Genomic DNA, 18156 nt, shown 5'->3' on the forward strand with positions numbered 1-18156 from the left:
TAGATATGGCCTCTTTTTATATGTAGGACGTTCTTCGTATTTTCCCTATATATAAACCGAACAGTTAGCTCATGAAATACGCGGAAAATATTCTGGACACCATTGGTAATACGCCCTTAGTGAAATTAAACCGACTAACTTCTGAGTTGCCCTGCATGGTTTTGGCCAAGTACGAAACTTTTAACCCCGGAAATTCCGTCAAGGACCGCATGGCCTTGCAGATGATTAAGGACGCCGAGACTTCCGGTGTATTGAAACCTGAAGGGACTATTATTGAGGCTACTTCAGGAAATACAGGTATGGGTCTGGCATTGGCGGCAACGGTAAAGGGGTACAAGCTTATTTGTGTTATAAGTGATAAACAGTCCAAGGAAAAAATAGATATTCTAAGGGCTATGGGGAGCGAGGTGCACGTTTGTCCTACAGATGTAAAACCTAGTGATTCACGTAGTTATTACTCCACGGCAAAAAGATTGGCAAAAGAGGTACCTAATTCATGGTACGTTAACCAGTATGATAACCCTAGTAACTCCAAGGCCCACTTTTTGACTACCGGGCCTGAAATATGGGAGCAGACCAATGGCAAGGTTACCCATTTTGTAGTGGGCGTGGGTACGGGCGGAACAATCTCCGGTGTGGGCAGGTTTTTAAAATCAAAGAACCCCAATATTAAAATTTGGGGTGTAGATACCTATGGTTCGGTGTTTAAAAAGTATCATGAAACCGGAGTATTCGACCCCAAAGAAATTTATCCATATACCACCGAAGGTATAGGGGAGGACATTCTACCGGAAAATGTAGATTTTGATGTCATTGACGGATTTACAAAAGTTACGGATAAGGATGCAGCGGTTTACACCCAACGTTTGGCTAAAGAAGAGGCTATGTTTTTGGGCAATTCTGCCGGAGCGGCCATAAAAGGGGTGTTGCAATTAAAGGAACATTTTAAAAAAGATGACCTGGTTGTAGTACTTTTTCATGACCATGGGAGCCGGTATGTTGGAAAAATGTTCAATGATGATTGGATGCGTGAAAAAGGGTTTTTAGATTAGCTTTGTAAGACAGGATAAGAAAAACGACTTCTTGTTAAACAGCTATAAAATTTAGTGAGATGATAGAATTAAAGCTTGAAAATCAAAAAGTAAATATAGATGCCGGAGAATTGGTGGGGTATACGGTAGATGGGTATGAATATATTCACCAAAAAGGGAGTCCGGGGTGGCGTAGTTCGGATACCGAAATGTTTCCTATTATTGGGCCTACGGCCGATGCCAAGTTTCAAGTGCAGACCCCAAGGGATATAGCTATCCAAGATCAGCATGGTCTTCTTCGCGAGATGGCGTACGAGATAGTTTCCACTACGGACACAGAAGCTGTTCTGGAAAAAAAGTATACGGCGGGTACGCGAATAAAAAACTCAAAATTCCCGAATAAATCCAATAAGGAGTGGTTGTTCTGGACGTATGATTTCAGCTTAAAAAAAACCTTCCGTTTAACCCAGACGGGGCTTGAAGTTGTTTTTACGGTTTCGGGGGAACGGGATATGCCGTTTATGTTGGGGTATCATCCGGCTTTTAAACTCTATGCGGACAGTCCAACAGTATTGGCCGGTGAAAAAGAAATCACCCTTAAGGAAATTATGGATGTGGGCAGTAGGGCGCTACAAGTGCCTAATTGTTCTGAAATCATCTTAAAAGACCAGAAAGAACTTCGTATTCGTACGGAAGGCTTTGGTAATTTTATGTTGTGGACAGAAGTTCCAAATATGGTTTGCATAGAGCCTATTACATTTTATCCGTATGCAGTAGAGCAAACAAAACTTCACGAAGGGTTTGAATACCTTCAGAATACCGATCGGGAATATAAGGTTTCCATTAGCGCCATATAATCTCCAGATATATGAAAGAAGGTCTTTTACAAAACTATGGCTATCTCTTTGAGGATGCTCTCCTAGAAGAAATGCAAACCGTAGGAATGTTGAAAAAATTTAAGCAGGGTACCGTAATTATGGATATTGGTGAAACCATATCTCATATGCCCTTGTTACTGAGTGGCGCCATTAAAATCCTGCGCGAAGATGAGAACGGAGACGAGCTTTTATTGTATTTTTTGGAAAGGGGAGATACGTGTGCCATGACCTTTTCATGTTGCGTGGGTACCCATAAAAGTGAGATACGTGCGGTAGCCGAAAGTGACACGGAACTCATTATGATTCCCGTGGAAAAGATGGAAGTTTGGATGGCGAAATACGCTACATGGCGACAATTTATCTTGGACAGCTACCATACCCGAATGACCGAGCTATTGGAGACGGTAGACACCTTGGCTTTTCTACGGATGGATGAAAGATTACTGAAACACCTTCAGGACAAGGCTATGGTAAACCATGATGAATTTGTGCAGACTACACATCAAGATATAGCTTACGATCTAAATACTTCTCGTGTAGTGATTTCAAGGTTGTTGAAAAAACTGGAAAAAGAAGGAAGGATTGAGATGCAACGCAACCGGATTAAGGTGGTAGATTTATAGATTTTCTTTAACTTTCTTAGAACCGTAAAAGCCTCAAATTTAAAGTTTAGTTAAAAAATTGGAATGTTTATTCCAAAAAGAATACATTTGCCCTGTGAATAAGAAAGAAAACATCTTACGGTCCGCTTTGGAACTTTTGGTAACAAAGGGTGTGCACAATACACCTATGTCGGCTATTGCAAAAAATGCCGGAACGGGTATGGGAACGATATACAATTATTTCCCTACTAAGGATGAATTGATCAACGAACTCTATGTAAGCATTAAGGAGCAGGAGAATACCGCTTTTCCTGATTTTGATGAAACCCAACCTATTAAATCCCAGTTTGAAGGATATTTTAAAGACATAATCCTGTTTTTTATTGATAATGCTCAGTATTTTATGTTCATGGAGCAGATTAGGGCTTCACCTATCATTACTGAGGAAAGTAAGAAAAAAGGGTTGGCAACGGTACTCCCGGTCTATGATTTGCTCAACAAGGGAAAAGAATTGCTGATTATAAAGAATATAGAAACAGATGAGCTTATCCAGTTTATGGGTGGGGCAGTGGTTTCCTATTTAAGATGGTACCATTCACAGGAAAGTGTACCGTCAAATTCTATTCAAAATCAAGTGAACATGGTTTGGGATGGAATAAAGGGCTAAAAAAATTTAATCATAAATTGGAGTGAATGTTCATTCCAAAATACATATTTTAAAACTAAGATAAAATGAAAAGAAACGTATTAATAACAGGAACATCATCAGGAGTAGGGCTAGAGGCCTCATTACTTTTTGCACAAAAAGGGTATAAAGTGTACGCTTCAATGCGAAACTTGGCTAAGGCAACTGCATTAAAGGAAAAAATTGATGAAGCCCATTTGGATATTGAAATTTTGGAACTGGACGTTACCAAAGTTGATTCCATTAAAAAGGCTGTGGAAACTATTATAGAGAAAGACGGGCAGATAGATGTTTTGGTCAATAATGCCGGAGCGGGTTTTGCCAAAACTACGGAACAGGCTAGCGAAGAGGAAATCAGATGGGTTACGGATGTAAATTACCACGGGGTGGTATTCTGTACACAGGCCGTTTTACCGTATATGCGTAAGCAAAGGTCCGGGCAGGTAATTAGTATTACCTCTGTTGGTGGCTTGGTGGGCCAACCTTTTAACGAGCTGTATTGTGGGGCAAAATTTGGAGTAGAAGGGTATATGGAAGGTTTGGCCAGTTATCTTGGCGATGCTTTTAATATTAAATTTAGCTGTGTTGAGCCTGGCGGCATCTCTACGGAATTCATGACTTCTGCTGTTGAGAAAACTGCGGTTGATGGTCAATTGGCTACGGGAGAATATTTACCAATTTTTCAGCAATATTTAAAAAAGAACCAAGAGCGAGCGAGCGAGGGTGCCGCGCAAATTTACCAAACAGGTCAGGAAGTGGCTGCCGTAATCATGAACATTGCAGAAAACGAGCACCCACCAATGCGCATTCGTACGTCTAAATGGGCAGAAGAGTTATGTGAGTTGAAGACAAAAGCTGACCCGGACGGAACTAAATTGGTGAATGAGATTAAGACTAGGTTCCTATAAGAAAAAACGGGGCTGTCAGCTAAGCTGGTTTTCAATGGGCTAGCTGACAAAAATCATATTTCTTTTGTCTTTTATTGCTTATTTTTACTGTTCTATTGCGTAGTTATTTTTATGTCTGGAATAGGAAAGAAGCTGTTGTTTATTGCGTTGCCAATGTTTTTCATTGGTTGTGGTGACAATGGTAAAAAGCAAGAAAAGACCCAGAATACAACACGGGTCGTAACTACGTATACGGCGTTGCCCAAAACGGTAAAATCTCCAGCAGACAATCCCTCTACACCGGAAAAGGAAGCGCTGGGCAAATTACTTTTTTACGACCCTATTCTTTCCGGAAATAAAGATGTGGCTTGCGCCACCTGCCATCATCCGGATAATGGATATGCAGAATTTTTGGATATCAGTATCGGTCCTAACGCCAGTGGTTTGGGCAGTAAGCGTAAGTTTAATGCGTCCAATGATATTCCCTTTGTAAAAAGAAATGCGCCTACTATTATTAATTCGGCATATAATGGAATGGATGCTTTTGGTAATTATGAACCTTCTGAGGCAACCATGTTTTGGGACGACCGTGTAAAAAGTCTTGAAAAACAGGCTTTGGAACCTATAAAGGCTTTTGAGGAAATGCGGGGGCACGGTATTGCCGAAGACAATATTCTCCAGACAGTAGTAGACCGCGTGAAAAATATTCCTGAGTACCAAAAGTTGTTTGCGGATGCTTTTGGGGAACCCAACGCGGTATCCGTAGAAAATCTGGCTAAGGCTATAGCAGCTTTTGAAAGGTCGCTAGTAACCAATAACTCCAGGTTTGATCAATATATGCGGGGCGATCAGGATGCTATCTTGATTTCGGAAAAGGAGGGTTTTGAGCTTTTTAAATCGGTTGGCTGCGTCAACTGTCATAACGGCCCTATGTTTTCGGATTACAAAATGCATGTCCTGGGCACGCCGGAGAACGAAAAATTAGTACAACCGGATGCAGGTTTTAAAGACACCTTTGCTTTTCGGACGCCTACACTACGAAACTTACGTTTTACGCCGCCTTATATGCACAACGGCAGTTTAACTACCCTTAAAAAGGTGCTGGAATTTTATGAGGATATTGCCAATGGTAAGGAACGGAACAAACATGTGCCGGTTAAAAAGTACGATCCGTTCGTTAGGGAACTGAAATTGTCCGTTAAGGAAATGTCCCAGATCATTTCGTTTTTAAATACGCTTAACGATACCAATTTTGATACGAGTTTACCGGAAAGTGTGCCCAGTGGTCTACCAGTAGGCGGTAATATTCAATAAGATTTTCTTTTGGTTTCTTTACGTTGGTGTAACACAGGTAACACAGCCATTTTAGATTTAATGGTACATTTGTCCCATGCGAAGAATTCTTCCTTTTTTGGAGTGGATTACGGACTATAATAAGAGTTGGTTTTCCAAAGATCTCATAGCCGGACTTACCGTTGGCATTATTCTTATTCCCCAAGGTATGGCTTATGCCATGATTGCCGGTTTACCACCGGTTTATGGGCTTTACGCTTCTTTGGTGCCTATGATTGCCTATACGTTTTTTGGTACTTCTAGACAGTTGGCCGTAGGGCCTGTGGCAATGGATTCCCTTTTGGTGGCAGCAGGTTTGGGAACTTTGGCCATTACCTCTACGGACAATTATATTGCCATGGCATTGCTCTTGGCTTTTTCCGTTGGTACGGTGCAATTGATTTTAGGGGTTCTGCGGATGGGTTTTTTGGTGAATTTCTTGTCCAAGCCGGTTATAAGCGGTTTTACTTCGGCGGCGGCACTTATAATCATGTTCAGTCAGTTAAAGCATCTTTTAGGAGTGGATATTGCGCGTAGCAACCGGTTTGACCTGTTGCTAATGAACGCCTTTGAAAAATTATCCGAAACCAATCTGTATGATTTTGCAATCGGGTTTATAGGAATCTTAATAATCGTAGGTTTAAAGAAATGGGATAAGCGTATACCGGGTGTGCTTTTTGTGGTTATTATTGGTATTCTGGTGGTTTATTTTTTACAGCTTCCGGCTGTGGGTGTTAATATAGTTGGGGAGATTCCCACGGGGCTTCCTTCTTTTACCATGCCACAATTAAAGGTAGATACTATACTGGAATTGGCGCCCATTGCGGTAACAATGGCCCTTATTGGGTATCTAGAAGCTATTTCCATCGGTAAATCTATGGAGGAACAAACAGGGGAGGAGACCATAGATGCCAATAAAGAACTTATAGCTTTGGGCAGTTCTAATATGTTGGGATCTCTGTTCCAATCGTATGTGGTAACGGGAAGTTTTTCTCGCTCGGCCATAAATGGTCAGGCAGGTGCAAAAACACCTATGGCCTTATTGTTCAGTGCAATTGTAGTGGCCGTAACCCTTTTGTTCCTAACACCACTTTTTTATTATTTGCCCAAGGCGGTACTGGCAAGTATTATTATGGTTTCCGTCTACGGACTTATTGATATTGCCTATCCTAAAAGCCTTTGGGAATACCGTAAGGATGAACTTTTTGTGCTGTTAACCACTTTTTTGATAACCCTATTTGTTGGTATTTCCGAGGGGATTTTAATAGGTGTATTGTTATCCTTGCTGTTAATGGTTTACAAGAGCTCAAAACCACATTTTGCCGTGTTGGGTAGAATAGACGGTTCTGATTATTATAAAAATATAGACCGGTTTGGACAAAATGTTCTGGTACGGGAAGACTTGCTTATCGTTCGGTTTGATTCCCAATTGTATTTTGGTAATAAGAATTTCTTTAAAAAGGAACTGTTCAGGAATGTAGACGCCAAAGGCGATAGTCTAAAAGGGGTCATCCTTAATGCGGAGGCCATTAGTTATATAGATTCCAGTGCAGCTCAAATGCTTATTCGTGTAATAGACGAACTACATGACAGAGGGCTTCAGTTTTATATTTCGGGAGCTACGGGACCCACTAGGGACACCATTTTTAGCAGTGGAATTATAGAAGCCTTGCACAAGCAATATTTATTCGTACAGACTAAAGAAGCGGTAGATTATTTTGATAATATGACGCCCTTATCGGTATTGAGCGAAAAAGTTGCCTACCAGAATCGTCGTAACCGTAACTAATGTTACTTACTAATTTAGGCGATAGCCGTATTTTTGAAGAGAAGAAGTAAAGGTTATCCTTTTTAGGAGGGCCATTTAGAAATGTATAATTTTTCCAATTTAGGAAATTTAAAAATATGTCATCATGAAAATAGAGCAAATTTATACCGGATGCCTGGCACAGGGTGCCTACTATATTGAAAGTAAAGGAGAGGTGGCTATAATAGACCCATTGCGCGAGGTTCATCCTTATATGGAAAGAGCGGAAAAAGCAGGGGCAAAAATTAAGTATATTTTTGAGACCCATTTTCATGCGGATTTCGTTAGCGGTCATGTTACCCTTGCCAAAGAAACGGGCGCCACAATTGTGTACGGTCCTAATGCCAACCCTTCTTTTGAAGCATTGATCGCAACGGACGGTCAAGAATTTAAGCTGGGCGATATTACCATAAAAACATTGCATACCCCTGGGCATACCATGGAAAGTACTACCTATTTGTTAAAAGACGAAAACGGTAAGGACCATGCTATTTTCTCCGGAGATACTTTGTTTTTGGGCGATGTAGGCCGACCTGACCTTGCTCAAAAAGCGGCAAATATGACCCAAGAAGACTTGGCGGGTATCTTGTTCGATAGTTTAAGGAACAAAATCATGCCTTTGTCCGATGATGTTATTGTGTACCCCGCACACGGTGCAGGTTCTGCATGTGGGAAGAATATGATGAAGGAAACGGTAGATACCCTGGGTAACCAGAAGAAAGTAAACTATGCGTTGCGAGCGGATATGACCAAGGACGAATTTATTAAAGAAGTTACGGACGGTCTGATGCCGCCACCCAAATATTTTCCTTTGAACGTACAGATGAATAAAGAAGGATATGAAGATATTGCAGATGTTCTTGACCGTGGTACCACGGCTCTAGATCCAGATGCTTTTGAACTGATTGCTAACGAATCCGGAGCGGTGGTTTTGGATGTAAGACATCAAAAAGATTATATAAAAGGTCACATTCCACGGTCTATATTTATTGGCCTTAATGGCGATTTTGCCCCATGGGTAGGTGCCCTTATCGCAGACACTAAACAACCCCTTTTGTTGGTAACGCCAGAAGATATGGAAGAGGAAGCGGTAACCCGTTTGTCCCGTGTAGGTTTTGATGCTACCATAGGATTCTTGAAAGGCGGATTCAACGCTTGGAAAGCATCGGGTAAGGATTACGATACCATCACCTCTATTTCTGCGGAAGAGGCAAAACCAAAAATTGAGGGTAAAGAAGCTGAGGTGTTTGATGTGCGCAAGGAAAGTGAATTCCTTTCCGAGCATGTAATAGATGCGGAGAACACGCCTTTAGATAGCTTGAACGATTACCTGAACGAATTTCCTAAGGACAAGACCTTTTTGGTACACTGTGCCGGTGGCTACCGTTCCGTGATAGCGGAATCTATTTTAAAGAGCCGCGGTATTCACAACTTTATTGATATAGCAGGTGGTTTTGGAGCTCTTAAAAAGGCCGAAGTTCCTGCAACGGACTATGTTTGTCCTACTACCTTGTAAGTACGTACAAACAGATAAAATCCCCATTGTTTTAGAGGAGCAATGGGGGTTTTTGTTTTCTGGATTTTAGATAATCTTGGGGTGCTATTTGGCATTGGCACTATGTATTTGCATTCGGTTTTCAATATCGGTCCAGTGGTCTTTTCGCATGGAGAACAAAAAATAATCGTAAAACTGGTTCTTATACTTAAACCAGCGGTTCTCTCTTTTTAAATAACTCTTGGTGCATTCTTCGTTCAACCATTGCTCGTCAAAACCTCTCCATTCGCCAAAGATGTTCAATAGGTTAGCTTTGAGTACGGGAAAAACTTCGTGGCGGTCAATTGCTTTTAATTCCTCTAGAGAAAAGCCGGAGTTAATAAAAGTGCGGGTTATGGTGTCGTAATTATAATCTTGTAGCTCCGTATCCAAGTAGAGTTCCGAAATGGAATTCCATACCGGAAATCTTTGCTCCAATTCCATCTGCATGGTTGTTGGAACCGATTCATTAGACTTCTTTTGGTCTGGCTTCATGAGTGAAACAAGTGTTTTGAGCTTAGGGCCATACGGTTTCAAACCACTCGCAAACAATAAGCATATCTTTTGTTGGTTTTTTTCCACCTTCTTTTATTGCGCTAGAAAAGAAATCCCAATGGGCTTTTTTCCACTTATTGAGAGGGTCATCCGTTGTTCCCATATCCAGCGCAGCATATGCTTCTGATATTTCATTAAAGGGAATGGTATCTACTTTTGTTACTTTAATTATAGCTTGTGCTTTTCCGTCAAAATTGGTGATGATGTGTTGGGTGCCTACGGAGGGCAAATCTGCGTTGGCTTCTTCGTACCAAGCATACAGTCCGGAACCTGCTTGCTTTTTGCCTGTTGAGACCAATTTTGCGAGCCGATCGGCATCTGCTTTATTGTTATGAAAAAACCAAGATTCTGGTTGTTCTTCACCCTTGAACTCTGGATGGGATGTTATAAAATCCTCCCACATTTCCGGAACGGATGGGTCTACAGCAACCTCTTGCTCCGTTTTAGTTTCGCCTTTACAGCTGGCCAAAATTAGAAAGACGATTAGGATGAGGTGTTTCATATTGCTAAATGGGTAACTATTGGTATGTGAAAATATTAGGTTTAGAGGGGATAATTTTCAAGATAAGTTTAGGTCTAAATTTGAGCTTGAGAGAAAACTTATGAGAAGAGAAAATATGTAAAGCTTCTAAATAAATAAATCAGTTAGTTAATTCCGATAACATCTGTTTTATGTCTAAATGCTTTGCTCCTTGAACTGACTTTGAGTTCATTCCAACCAACTCAATCCAATCCATAATTTTTTTCTTTTCGGTCGTTTTTTCATTCCAATATTCTGTTAGTTCAATTGTAGAAGTGTTAATTAAAATTTCTAAAACAGATTGTATATTATCAAATAACTTAATAAATACTCTAGGAATGTTATTATACGTTTTATTTTTAATCAAATAATCAGCTTTTCCTCCAGCAGTAAATAAATCCCTCACATTCGGACAAACAACAGCTTCTCGTGTTACAAGCCATATTGCAAGTCGAGCAAATTTATCTCCACGATTACTAAAAACTTCTGGAAAATAAACCATTGCTCTGTTTTTAATCTCTTGCTTTTCTTTTAAGCTTAAGTTGTTCCAAATATTTATAACTAGATTACTTGCTTGTTCTGTGTCTTGAATCCACCACAAATCTTGACCAGGTTTTAACTTGCTTTTGTAGTAGTCTGTTATTGGTTTAATCGGATTTTTCTTTTGACGCAAAGTATCGTAAGGTGTATTGATTTTGTCAAAAATGGTTTTTCCCTTTTCCAAGTTCATATCGATTAAATACCTTGGCGAATGTGTGACAACAACCTCTGATAAACATTCTTCATAAGCTCGACACCTAAATTCAATAGGTTTTCCAAGTTTACCAAAAAGCATAAATATTCGTTCGACATCTTCAACTCTTGTTGATTCAAGGACACTATTTCCTGTTGTTTTCCAATGATTTTGTGTAGTAGTTTTAACTTCAATACCATAAAATTTCTTGGCTACAATGTCAGGGAATTTTTGTCCGCCAATTACTTTTATTGAATTTTCAAATGGTGTTCCTATTGCCAATTCTGACATCACTCCACCAGCATAATTTTCAAGCTTTGTTCCTTTTAGCTTTTCTATTTCGATTGGTGATTTTATTGCATCCGCATTAAGCACATCGATTGTTGAATTAAGCAATGTGTAGAATTCGTTTTTGTGCGGTTCAGGATTAACAGAGACTACCATTATTTCTTAAAATATAAATCCCAAACATTTTCTATTCTTTTAGCCAAATTATAGGCGAGTAGTGGTGGAACAGCATTGCCAATTACTTTATAAGCCTTTGATGGACTAACCAAATATGAACCTTTGCGTCCGTTTTTATTTGGTATTACAAATTCATAATCAGGTGGAAAAGTTTGAATTAAAGCACATTCTCTAGGTGTCAAACGCCTTTCTTTAAGACCTTTCGAAAGTTCTTCGGTTAAAACCCCTCCATTTTTTTTAGATAGCCTTCTAAACTCTATGTTTCCGTGATGTTCTGCTCTAATTGTTGGGCTAATTCCATCTGGCCTTATCTCTATTTGTCCTTGACAATGCTTACCCATAAATTTTGCTTTCGAGTAAAATTGTTGAGATAAATCTTTTGATTTTTCAGGTTCCTTTACGTTTGCGAAAAGTTCTTTTAAATCTACGTGGCGTTTTAAATCCTCTCCGTCAGTTGTGTAAGCGTGAGTTGGTCTAGGATACGGATTGTATTTATCCGAAATGTCTTCTTTTTCTAATTGTTCGAGAGCGGATTTTTTTAATGCAGATTTTTTTATACCAATAAAGAAAACTCGTTCTCTTGATTGCGGAACACCATAATCGGCTGCGTGTAAAACACGAGGATTTAAAACTAGATATCCATTATCTCCTGCAGAAGAGAAATCATTTTGAATAATGTCCTTGACGTTTGAAAGATTTACTAAACCTTTTACATTTTCTGCAATGAAAATTTTTGGTTGAGTTATTTCGATAACTTGTTTCATCCACATATAAAGCTGACCACGAGTTTCTTCTGTTGCACAAGTTTCTGTGTTTAGTTCTCCTTTGTGATTTTTATGTGAATTAAGTCCGTTTCTTTTTCCAGCAACACTAAAATCTTGACAAGGGAAACCACCAGTTACAATGTCAATGTTTTTCGGGAAAACCTTTGTTCCGTTTTGATGTAGCTTTACCAAATCGACTATGCTATCTGTTTGGTAATTTTCTGCATTATGTCCTCTTTTTGAAAAGTAGTTTACCCAAGCATTTCTTGCGTCCTTTAAAATATCGTTTGCAAAAACTGTTTTAAAACGTGTTTTTGAAAGATTTACGAAGTTGTTTTCCAGTTCTTTGTTTATGAAGTTAGGATTTAAAACTTCGTTTACAGAAGATTTTAAAACTGAAAAATCTCCCTCAAAACCTAAATCCATTCCTCCACAACCAGAAAATAAAGAAAGCATATTTAAGGTCGATTTTCCCTTTTGTTCTTTTTTTTCTGTTTTAGGATAAAATTTTACTGCCAATTGAGGTTCTTCAACTATGCTGGTATTTTCTGTATCGGTTGTTAATGTTCGCATAGTTAGTTTTGTATTGGGTGTGATTTTAAATATTTGATTTTTTTCTCCGCAACTTTTAGTACTTTACTTGCACAATCTTCGTCTGCTATTTCATATGCAATTTTATCGCTTATAAATTGTACTAAAAGCTCGTCTTTATCAAGTTTTAAGATTTCAGCAAGTTTCTCCAACATTTCTTTTGTGGGTTTTCGCTCATTTCTTTCGATTTTACTCAATATTGCTTGGTCAATATCGACATAGGCCGAAACTTGTCTTAAAAGAAGTCCGAGGCCTTGTCTTTTATTCCGTAAAATTTGTCCGATTGTTTCCATTTGAAAAATATAACTTGACAATATATGTCAAATATAGTTCGTGAAATTTTGGAAAGCAAGAAATTGAGATTTGTATTTAGTATTTTAATGGGCAAATGTTAATTTCGGCCTTTTTAGGTTTTTAAGGACGAGGTAAGACCGTAAAAAAAACACTTGCAGTCAGTATGAGAAATGTATAAGATGGTTTAAGACATTAGCGATGAATTTTTCTCCCGTTTTCTTCCCTTCTCGACATATCTTCAATGTTTTAGAGCTATAGCCAACCTGTATTTTTTACGGTTTTTATTTATGATTTTGAATGGAATAAATAATTACATTTACTCAATTTTTAACGTAAAATCTTACATGAAGAAACTAGCTCTCTTTGTTATTATTTGTGCCTTTTATTCTTGTGGTAGTGCCAAATACGATTATTTTTTTGATACAGGAAAGGAGTTGGATTTCAGTACAGGAAAATGGATTATGAATAGAACCGTATCCAACTCAAAAAAGTTTGATAACAAATTGTATTACAACTCGGTTGAGGATTTCAAAAAAATACTGGGCGATTCATTAATTGAGATACATACGTTAAGAGCGTCAAAATTAATAGCTCCTGAAATTAAGTTCAACTTATCGGACGTAGAGCTAGAAGACCTAAAAACAGCTACCGATTGTGACTATATTATTAACGTAGGGGGTAATGTAATTAGTGATGGTGCTGGCTCCATCAGTTTTGAAGGGGAGACCTCAAGCAACAGGGCTTCGGTTTCCATATCAATTTATGATTTGAATTCGGGAGAACTTATTTCTTCTTCTCAAGTGTACGGAAAAACACTCCCCAACCAAGAGCCCATTTTCCCAGATGATAAAAGCATACCTTCAATAAATCCAAGTTCACATATGATTATGCTCAAAGGAGCTAGGAAACTCATTCAAAAATACCAAAAAAATAGGCTCAATTAAATACCTTGATTAGGGATTGTATCTTTAAAACAACCCGAACAGTTTTTTCTTTTTGACCGTATTTGGTCTATCAATTTGGAGAATATCCGTTACTTGAAACTTGTCGAATCCATCAAAAAGTGCTTCAACCCCTTTTTTCATTTTCAAATTTACTTCATCAGTATATATGGGAATCAACGAATAAAAATTAATTGATTTATTCTGAAGCTTTAGCGTATGGAAATTTTCTCCCAATACAATGGTCGGTAACAACATCATTGTATTTAAGCCCGTGTTCTCTGCAAAAGGTTCTGCGGGATTTCCGTTGGGTATAGTGTGCCCATAACTTAACCAGGTGTTATATTCATGAGGAAATCTGGCAAGATATTTTAACCATCGGATAGGCCAGTAATTTTTTTCATCCTTAAAGTCCTCATCGGATATTTTCCATTCTTCGGGGAGACAGATACTTAGTTCGGCATAATCACAACCTTCAACTCCATCAGGTGTGTTCATGGGTTTATCACTCATCCCCGATGTAACCAAAGTATGAAAAGGTCTTTCCTTTGTTGGCTTCACCCAGTGTACATCAATATGTACCTGATCAGAAACTAGTTCATGGAATACCATGTGAATTTCACCAATGTTTTTTTCTATATGATTTGATATCTCCTCTATTGATGGTTCCCCAGATGCACCTTCAAACTTTTTTTTATCGGTTTCTTTATAATGGTATATGGGGGAACCTGATTCTGATTTTTCCATCTTTGAATACTTAATACAACTAAATTTATACGATTGCAGATCAGGTTAATAGATACATTACATGATTTGCTAAACGAAAAATACTAGAAATTTCTGACAAATTCAATTACGGAATTGTGTTCTATTTTCTAAAAACCGGCTACCCTGACAATTATCATAGTTTGGGTAGTAGGTCTACTATAGATTTGTGGAGTTATAAATAATTGACCTATGATTTCACAAAATTTACCTCTCGTTAACTATAGCAACGGTATTGTTATGATCGCCATTTTTGCTTTGGTATGTATAGCTCTGGTGGTTATGATTATTCTTTTTATAAATAGTGGCAGAAAATAGTAACCGTATCTTATTGATTTTGTGCATTTAAGTTACTTTTTGTTGCGAATAAGACAGGCTTAGCGCTTTTTTCTTGCAATTTTTGCAAATGTTAAGACAATCATAAAGCTAATGAGATGTTTTTACATCTTATTACTTATCTTTAGTAGGAATTGGATTACAAATTGATTGACTTTTTTTAAGCCAATATTTTTAGTCCGTTAAAGCCGCCAAACTGTTGTACCAACTGAAACCAAACTTATGGATGCTATATGGATATATACCACTGTTGTAATCGTCATATTTAGTGTATGGTTGTTGTTCGTAATTCTTATGTACAGGAAACTGAATAAATAGCCTAAGCGCTAGCTGCCCTGATGTTCACTTTTTAACACCATAATCTTACCCGGATTTTTACTGATATAGGACTTGATTATACTCTCCGTTTCTAGAGTGTTGTTCTGTTGTACTAGAAAAGTTTCCAATTCATGGTCCGTAGTAATTGTTTCTTCCCCGCCTATAAAACCGTACCCCATGTATGTACTGTTCTTTACCAGAACAAAAGCCTGTTCTTCCGGATTCCGCCCTTTTTCCTTAATGACAAAATCTTCTTTCTGCGCTTTAATATGGTGCAAGGCCAATTGTACTTTTTCGTTGTATAGAGCAATATCTTCTTCCTCTCTACAAATGCCATCACAGCTTTCTAACCGGTAATGGTTGCAGCTTTTAACGTTCTCCTGTAAGTGGCAGTATTTAGGGCATAGCCTAAAACTTTTACAGATTTCCTCTATGAACAAACGGCAGTCCGTTGGGCCGTAGAGCGTCAACACAGAATTGGGTGCCATTTTCAGTTTATTGAACGCCAGGTGCATAATGCCGTTCCGGTCTTCATAACTGAATATACCATACGGCTGAATCTTTCTTTTCTGAGCGCGGTTAAATTCCGGATAATGGTGTTTTATAGCTTCTGATTCCATTAAGAGTGCTAAAAGCTCGCTTCCGGAAAGTTCAAAATCAATATCCGCGGTTGCTTGGCAAAGGGCTATTTCTTTGGAAGATTTATCGTAAAAATGGCTGAGTACACGTTTTTTGACGTTTATGGCCTTGCCTACGTAAATGATTTTTCCTTTTCCGTTCTTAAAGTAGTACACACCAGGTGCCGTAGGCAACTTTTCAAAAGCTTCCTTGGGTAATGCCGAAGGTAAAGTGGCTTCTTGGGAGCGGGCGTTTAGAAAGGTTTTAAAAACTTGTGCGGCACCATCTGCACGCAAGAGTTTTTTAAAAAGTAGGGTAGTGGCATGGGCATCTCCACGGGCACGGTGCCTATCCGTCAAAGGTATATTTAACGAAGAACATAATTTGCCTAGGCTATAGGAATGGTAGCCGGGCAAAAGTTTACGGGATAGACGAACCGTACAGAGTTTCTTTCGTATAAAATCCAACCCTAAGAGTTTCAGCTCGTTTTTAATTACGTTGTAGTCAAAATTAACGCTGTGGGCCACAAAAATGGTATTCTCGGTAATTTTTAGAATGTCTTCCGCAATTTCGTCAAGCGTAGGGGCATCACGGACCATGTCATTATCAATTCCCGTTAATCGTGTTATGAAATAGGGAATTTCAGATTGCGGATTTACCAAAGAGGTAAACTCATTTACAATCTCATGACCGTCAAATATAAATATGGAAATCTCGGTAATCTTGTTACCCTTAATACCGTTGCCGGTAGTCTCTATGTCTACTATGCTGTACAAATGTATGTGTGGTGGAATTGGACCATAAAATTACACAAACTTCTTTCGGCTTTAAAAAGTTTAACGTTATGGCCAAAAGGGGACAGGAGTTCAACAAAAAAATAGGGGTAAAAAGCGGTCGTTTGGGTTAATCAAACATTGCATAAAGAACAGTCTCCAATCCGTTTAGGATTATTTTTACACAAAACGATTCACATGCCGATCATAGGACATATTATAAAAGGATTTATTGATGCAAGGGATAAGCTCACAGGAACTAAAAACCCGGTTGAGGAACAGGAAGCCGTACTTGAAGCGCTTTTAAAAAAGGCCGAAAACACTGCTTTTGGAAAGCATTACAATTTTAAGGCTATCCGCGAATCCAGAAGTCCTGCGGATGCTTTTGCTGCATCTGTTCCCTATTTTGATTATAACCGAATCAATAAGGAATGGTGGCAAAAACTACACGAAGGAGAAGAGGATGTAACTTGGCCGGGAACACCGGATTACTTCGCCTTAAGTTCTGGCACTACAGGAAAAACCAGTAAAAGAATTCCGGTTACGAATGATATGATAGATGCGATCCGGAGTACAGGGGTAGAGCAGGTTTTTGCCTTGAGCAATTTTGACTTACCTCCTGATTTTTTTGAGCTCGGAATTCTAATGTTGGGCAGTTCTACGGATTTGAACAAGGTAGAAGGTCACGAAGAAGGGGAAATCAGTGGCATAAGTGCCAGTAACATACCAACTTGGTTCAGGGGTTATTATAAGCCAGGCGAAGAAATTGCCGAAATCGATGATTGGGACGAGCGGGTGCAAAAAATAGCGGAAGAAGCTCCCAATTGGGATATCGGCGCATTAAGCGGTATTCCCTCTTGGATAGAGTTGATGCTACAGAAAGTTATTGACTATCATGGTTTGCAACATATTCACGAGATTTGGCCCAATCTGCAGGTCTATACCTCGGGCGGGGTGGCTTTTGGGCCGTATAAAAAGAGTTTTAACGCGTTGCTGGGCAAACCCGTAACCGTAATAGATACCTATTTGGCTTCGGAAGGATTTATAGCATTTCAAGCCCGACCCGAAACTGATGCCATGCAACTTTCTACGGATTCCGGTATCTATTTTGAATTTGTTCCTTTTGAGCCGGAATACATTCAGCCAGATGGTTCGTTAAGTGATGATGCGCCCTCCTTAAAACTTTCCGAAGTTAAAGAAGGTCAGGATTACGTACTAATCATAAGCACCGTATCCGGAGCGTGGCGCTACCTAATAGGGGACACCATTGAATTTACGAATGTAGAACGCGCAGAAATAAAAATAACGGGTAGAACTAAGTTCTTCCTGAATACGGTGGGTTCTCAATTATCAGTAAATAAAATGGATGCCGGAGTGCAGGAGTTGGAAGAAAAATTCAGTATCCGTATCCCGGAATATACCTTATGCGCCAAACGAATAGATGGTGAGTTTTATCACTGCTGGTATCTGGGCACGGAAGACAAAGCAGATGCTATTGAATTGGCCAATGCGTTGGACGAATCTCTTAAAAATGCCAACAAGAACTATAAAGTGGCACGTTCCAAAGCTTTAAAGGGGGTAAAGGTCGTAACCGTGCCGCCATCCGTTTTTCATGACTGGAACGGAAAGAATAAAAAGAAAGGTGGACAAGTAAAAATGGAGCGTGTTATGGGCGAGGAGAAATTTAAGGAATGGGAAGCTTTTGTGAATCCATAGGGGCGAGCTAT

17 protein-coding genes are annotated in these 18156 nt (G+C 39.0%); 10 read left to right on the forward strand and 7 right to left on the reverse strand.

What is annotated here, in order from left to right; genetic code table 11:
* Positions 1–71: 71 nt before the first annotated feature.
* The 8 genes from SJY45_RS17300 to SJY45_RS17335 all read left to right on the forward strand — a co-directional run bounded on the left by SJY45_RS17300 (position 72) and on the right by SJY45_RS17335 (position 8738).
* The gene (locus tag SJY45_RS17300) at positions 72–1052 is read left to right on the forward strand and encodes a PLP-dependent cysteine synthase family protein (RefSeq protein ID WP_400072338.1); all 981 of its coding nucleotides are present in this window, start codon (positions 72–74) and stop codon (positions 1050–1052) included.
* A 59-nt stretch (positions 1053–1111) separates the two neighbouring features.
* On the forward strand, positions 1112–1888 hold the full coding sequence (locus tag SJY45_RS17305) for an aldose 1-epimerase (RefSeq protein WP_400072339.1): 777 nt from the start codon (positions 1112–1114) through the stop codon (positions 1886–1888).
* A gap of 11 nt (positions 1889–1899) precedes the next feature.
* The gene (locus tag SJY45_RS17310) at positions 1900–2532 is read left to right on the forward strand and encodes a Crp/Fnr family transcriptional regulator (RefSeq protein WP_215438338.1); all 633 of its coding nucleotides are present in this window, start codon (positions 1900–1902) and stop codon (positions 2530–2532) included.
* 94 nt (positions 2533–2626) lie between these two features.
* Positions 2627–3178 (forward strand): TetR/AcrR family transcriptional regulator, encoded by a 552-nt coding sequence (locus SJY45_RS17315; RefSeq protein ID WP_400072342.1) that lies wholly within the window; start codon positions 2627–2629, stop codon positions 3176–3178.
* 65 nt (positions 3179–3243) lie between these two features.
* Positions 3244–4104 (forward strand): SDR family oxidoreductase, encoded by an 861-nt coding sequence (locus SJY45_RS17320; RefSeq protein WP_400072344.1) that lies wholly within the window; start codon positions 3244–3246, stop codon positions 4102–4104.
* A 111-nt stretch (positions 4105–4215) separates the two neighbouring features.
* Positions 4216–5397, forward strand: coding sequence for a cytochrome-c peroxidase (locus SJY45_RS17325; protein WP_400072346.1), 1182 nt, complete (start codon positions 4216–4218; stop codon positions 5395–5397).
* A gap of 76 nt (positions 5398–5473) precedes the next feature.
* Positions 5474–7204 carry a SulP family inorganic anion transporter gene (locus SJY45_RS17330; protein WP_400072348.1) on the forward strand — a complete coding sequence of 577 codons (1731 nt, stop codon included), beginning with the start codon at positions 5474–5476 and terminating at the stop codon, positions 7202–7204.
* Between the two features lie 124 nt (positions 7205–7328).
* Positions 7329–8738 (forward strand): rhodanese-like domain-containing protein, encoded by a 1410-nt coding sequence (locus SJY45_RS17335; protein ID WP_400072350.1) that lies wholly within the window; start codon positions 7329–7331, stop codon positions 8736–8738.
* An 84-nt stretch (positions 8739–8822) separates the two neighbouring features.
* Here SJY45_RS17335 and SJY45_RS17340 read toward each other — a convergent pair whose 3' ends face one another.
* From SJY45_RS17340 to SJY45_RS17360, 5 genes are all read right to left on the reverse strand, one after another.
* The gene (locus SJY45_RS17340) at positions 8823–9251 is read right to left on the reverse strand and encodes a hypothetical protein (RefSeq protein ID WP_400072352.1); all 429 of its coding nucleotides are present in this window, start codon (positions 9249–9251) and stop codon (positions 8823–8825) included.
* 22 nt (positions 9252–9273) lie between these two features.
* Positions 9274–9813 carry an ASCH domain-containing protein gene (locus tag SJY45_RS17345; protein WP_400072353.1) on the reverse strand — a complete coding sequence of 180 codons (540 nt, stop codon included), beginning with the start codon at positions 9811–9813 and terminating at the stop codon, positions 9274–9276.
* A gap of 139 nt (positions 9814–9952) precedes the next feature.
* Positions 9953–11008 carry a hypothetical protein gene (locus tag SJY45_RS17350; RefSeq protein ID WP_400072355.1) on the reverse strand — a complete coding sequence of 352 codons (1056 nt, stop codon included), beginning with the start codon at positions 11006–11008 and terminating at the stop codon, positions 9953–9955.
* Complete coding sequence (locus SJY45_RS17355) at positions 11008–12366, reverse strand: DNA cytosine methyltransferase (RefSeq protein WP_400072357.1); 1359 nt, start codon at positions 12364–12366, stop codon at positions 11008–11010. The genes SJY45_RS17350 and SJY45_RS17355 overlap by 1 nt, the downstream gene beginning before the upstream one ends.
* Positions 12367–12368: 2 nt before the next feature.
* Complete coding sequence (locus tag SJY45_RS17360; RefSeq protein WP_400072359.1) at positions 12369–12677, reverse strand: helix-turn-helix domain-containing protein; 309 nt, start codon at positions 12675–12677, stop codon at positions 12369–12371.
* Positions 12678–13022: 345 nt separating this feature from the next.
* Here SJY45_RS17360 and SJY45_RS17365 point away from each other — a divergent pair, with 345 nt between their 5' ends.
* Positions 13023–13622 (forward strand): hypothetical protein, encoded by a 600-nt coding sequence (locus SJY45_RS17365; protein ID WP_400072361.1) that lies wholly within the window; start codon positions 13023–13025, stop codon positions 13620–13622.
* Positions 13623–13646: 24 nt separating this feature from the next.
* Here SJY45_RS17365 and SJY45_RS17370 read toward each other — a convergent pair whose 3' ends face one another.
* On the reverse strand, positions 13647–14366 hold the full coding sequence (locus tag SJY45_RS17370) for a suppressor of fused domain protein (RefSeq protein WP_400072363.1): 720 nt from the start codon (positions 14364–14366) through the stop codon (positions 13647–13649).
* A 680-nt stretch (positions 14367–15046) separates the two neighbouring features.
* Complete coding sequence (locus tag SJY45_RS17375) at positions 15047–16432, reverse strand: exonuclease domain-containing protein (protein ID WP_400072365.1); 1386 nt, start codon at positions 16430–16432, stop codon at positions 15047–15049.
* Positions 16433–16627: 195 nt separating this feature from the next.
* Between SJY45_RS17375 and SJY45_RS17380 the strand changes: the two genes are divergently transcribed.
* The gene (locus tag SJY45_RS17380; protein WP_400072367.1) at positions 16628–18145 is read left to right on the forward strand and encodes a GH3 auxin-responsive promoter family protein; all 1518 of its coding nucleotides are present in this window, start codon (positions 16628–16630) and stop codon (positions 18143–18145) included.
* The last annotated feature ends 11 nt before the right edge of the window (positions 18146–18156 follow it).

Source organism: Zobellia russellii (assembly GCF_044597075.1).
Taxonomy (GTDB): Bacteria; Bacteroidota; Bacteroidia; order Flavobacteriales; family Flavobacteriaceae; genus Zobellia; species Zobellia russellii.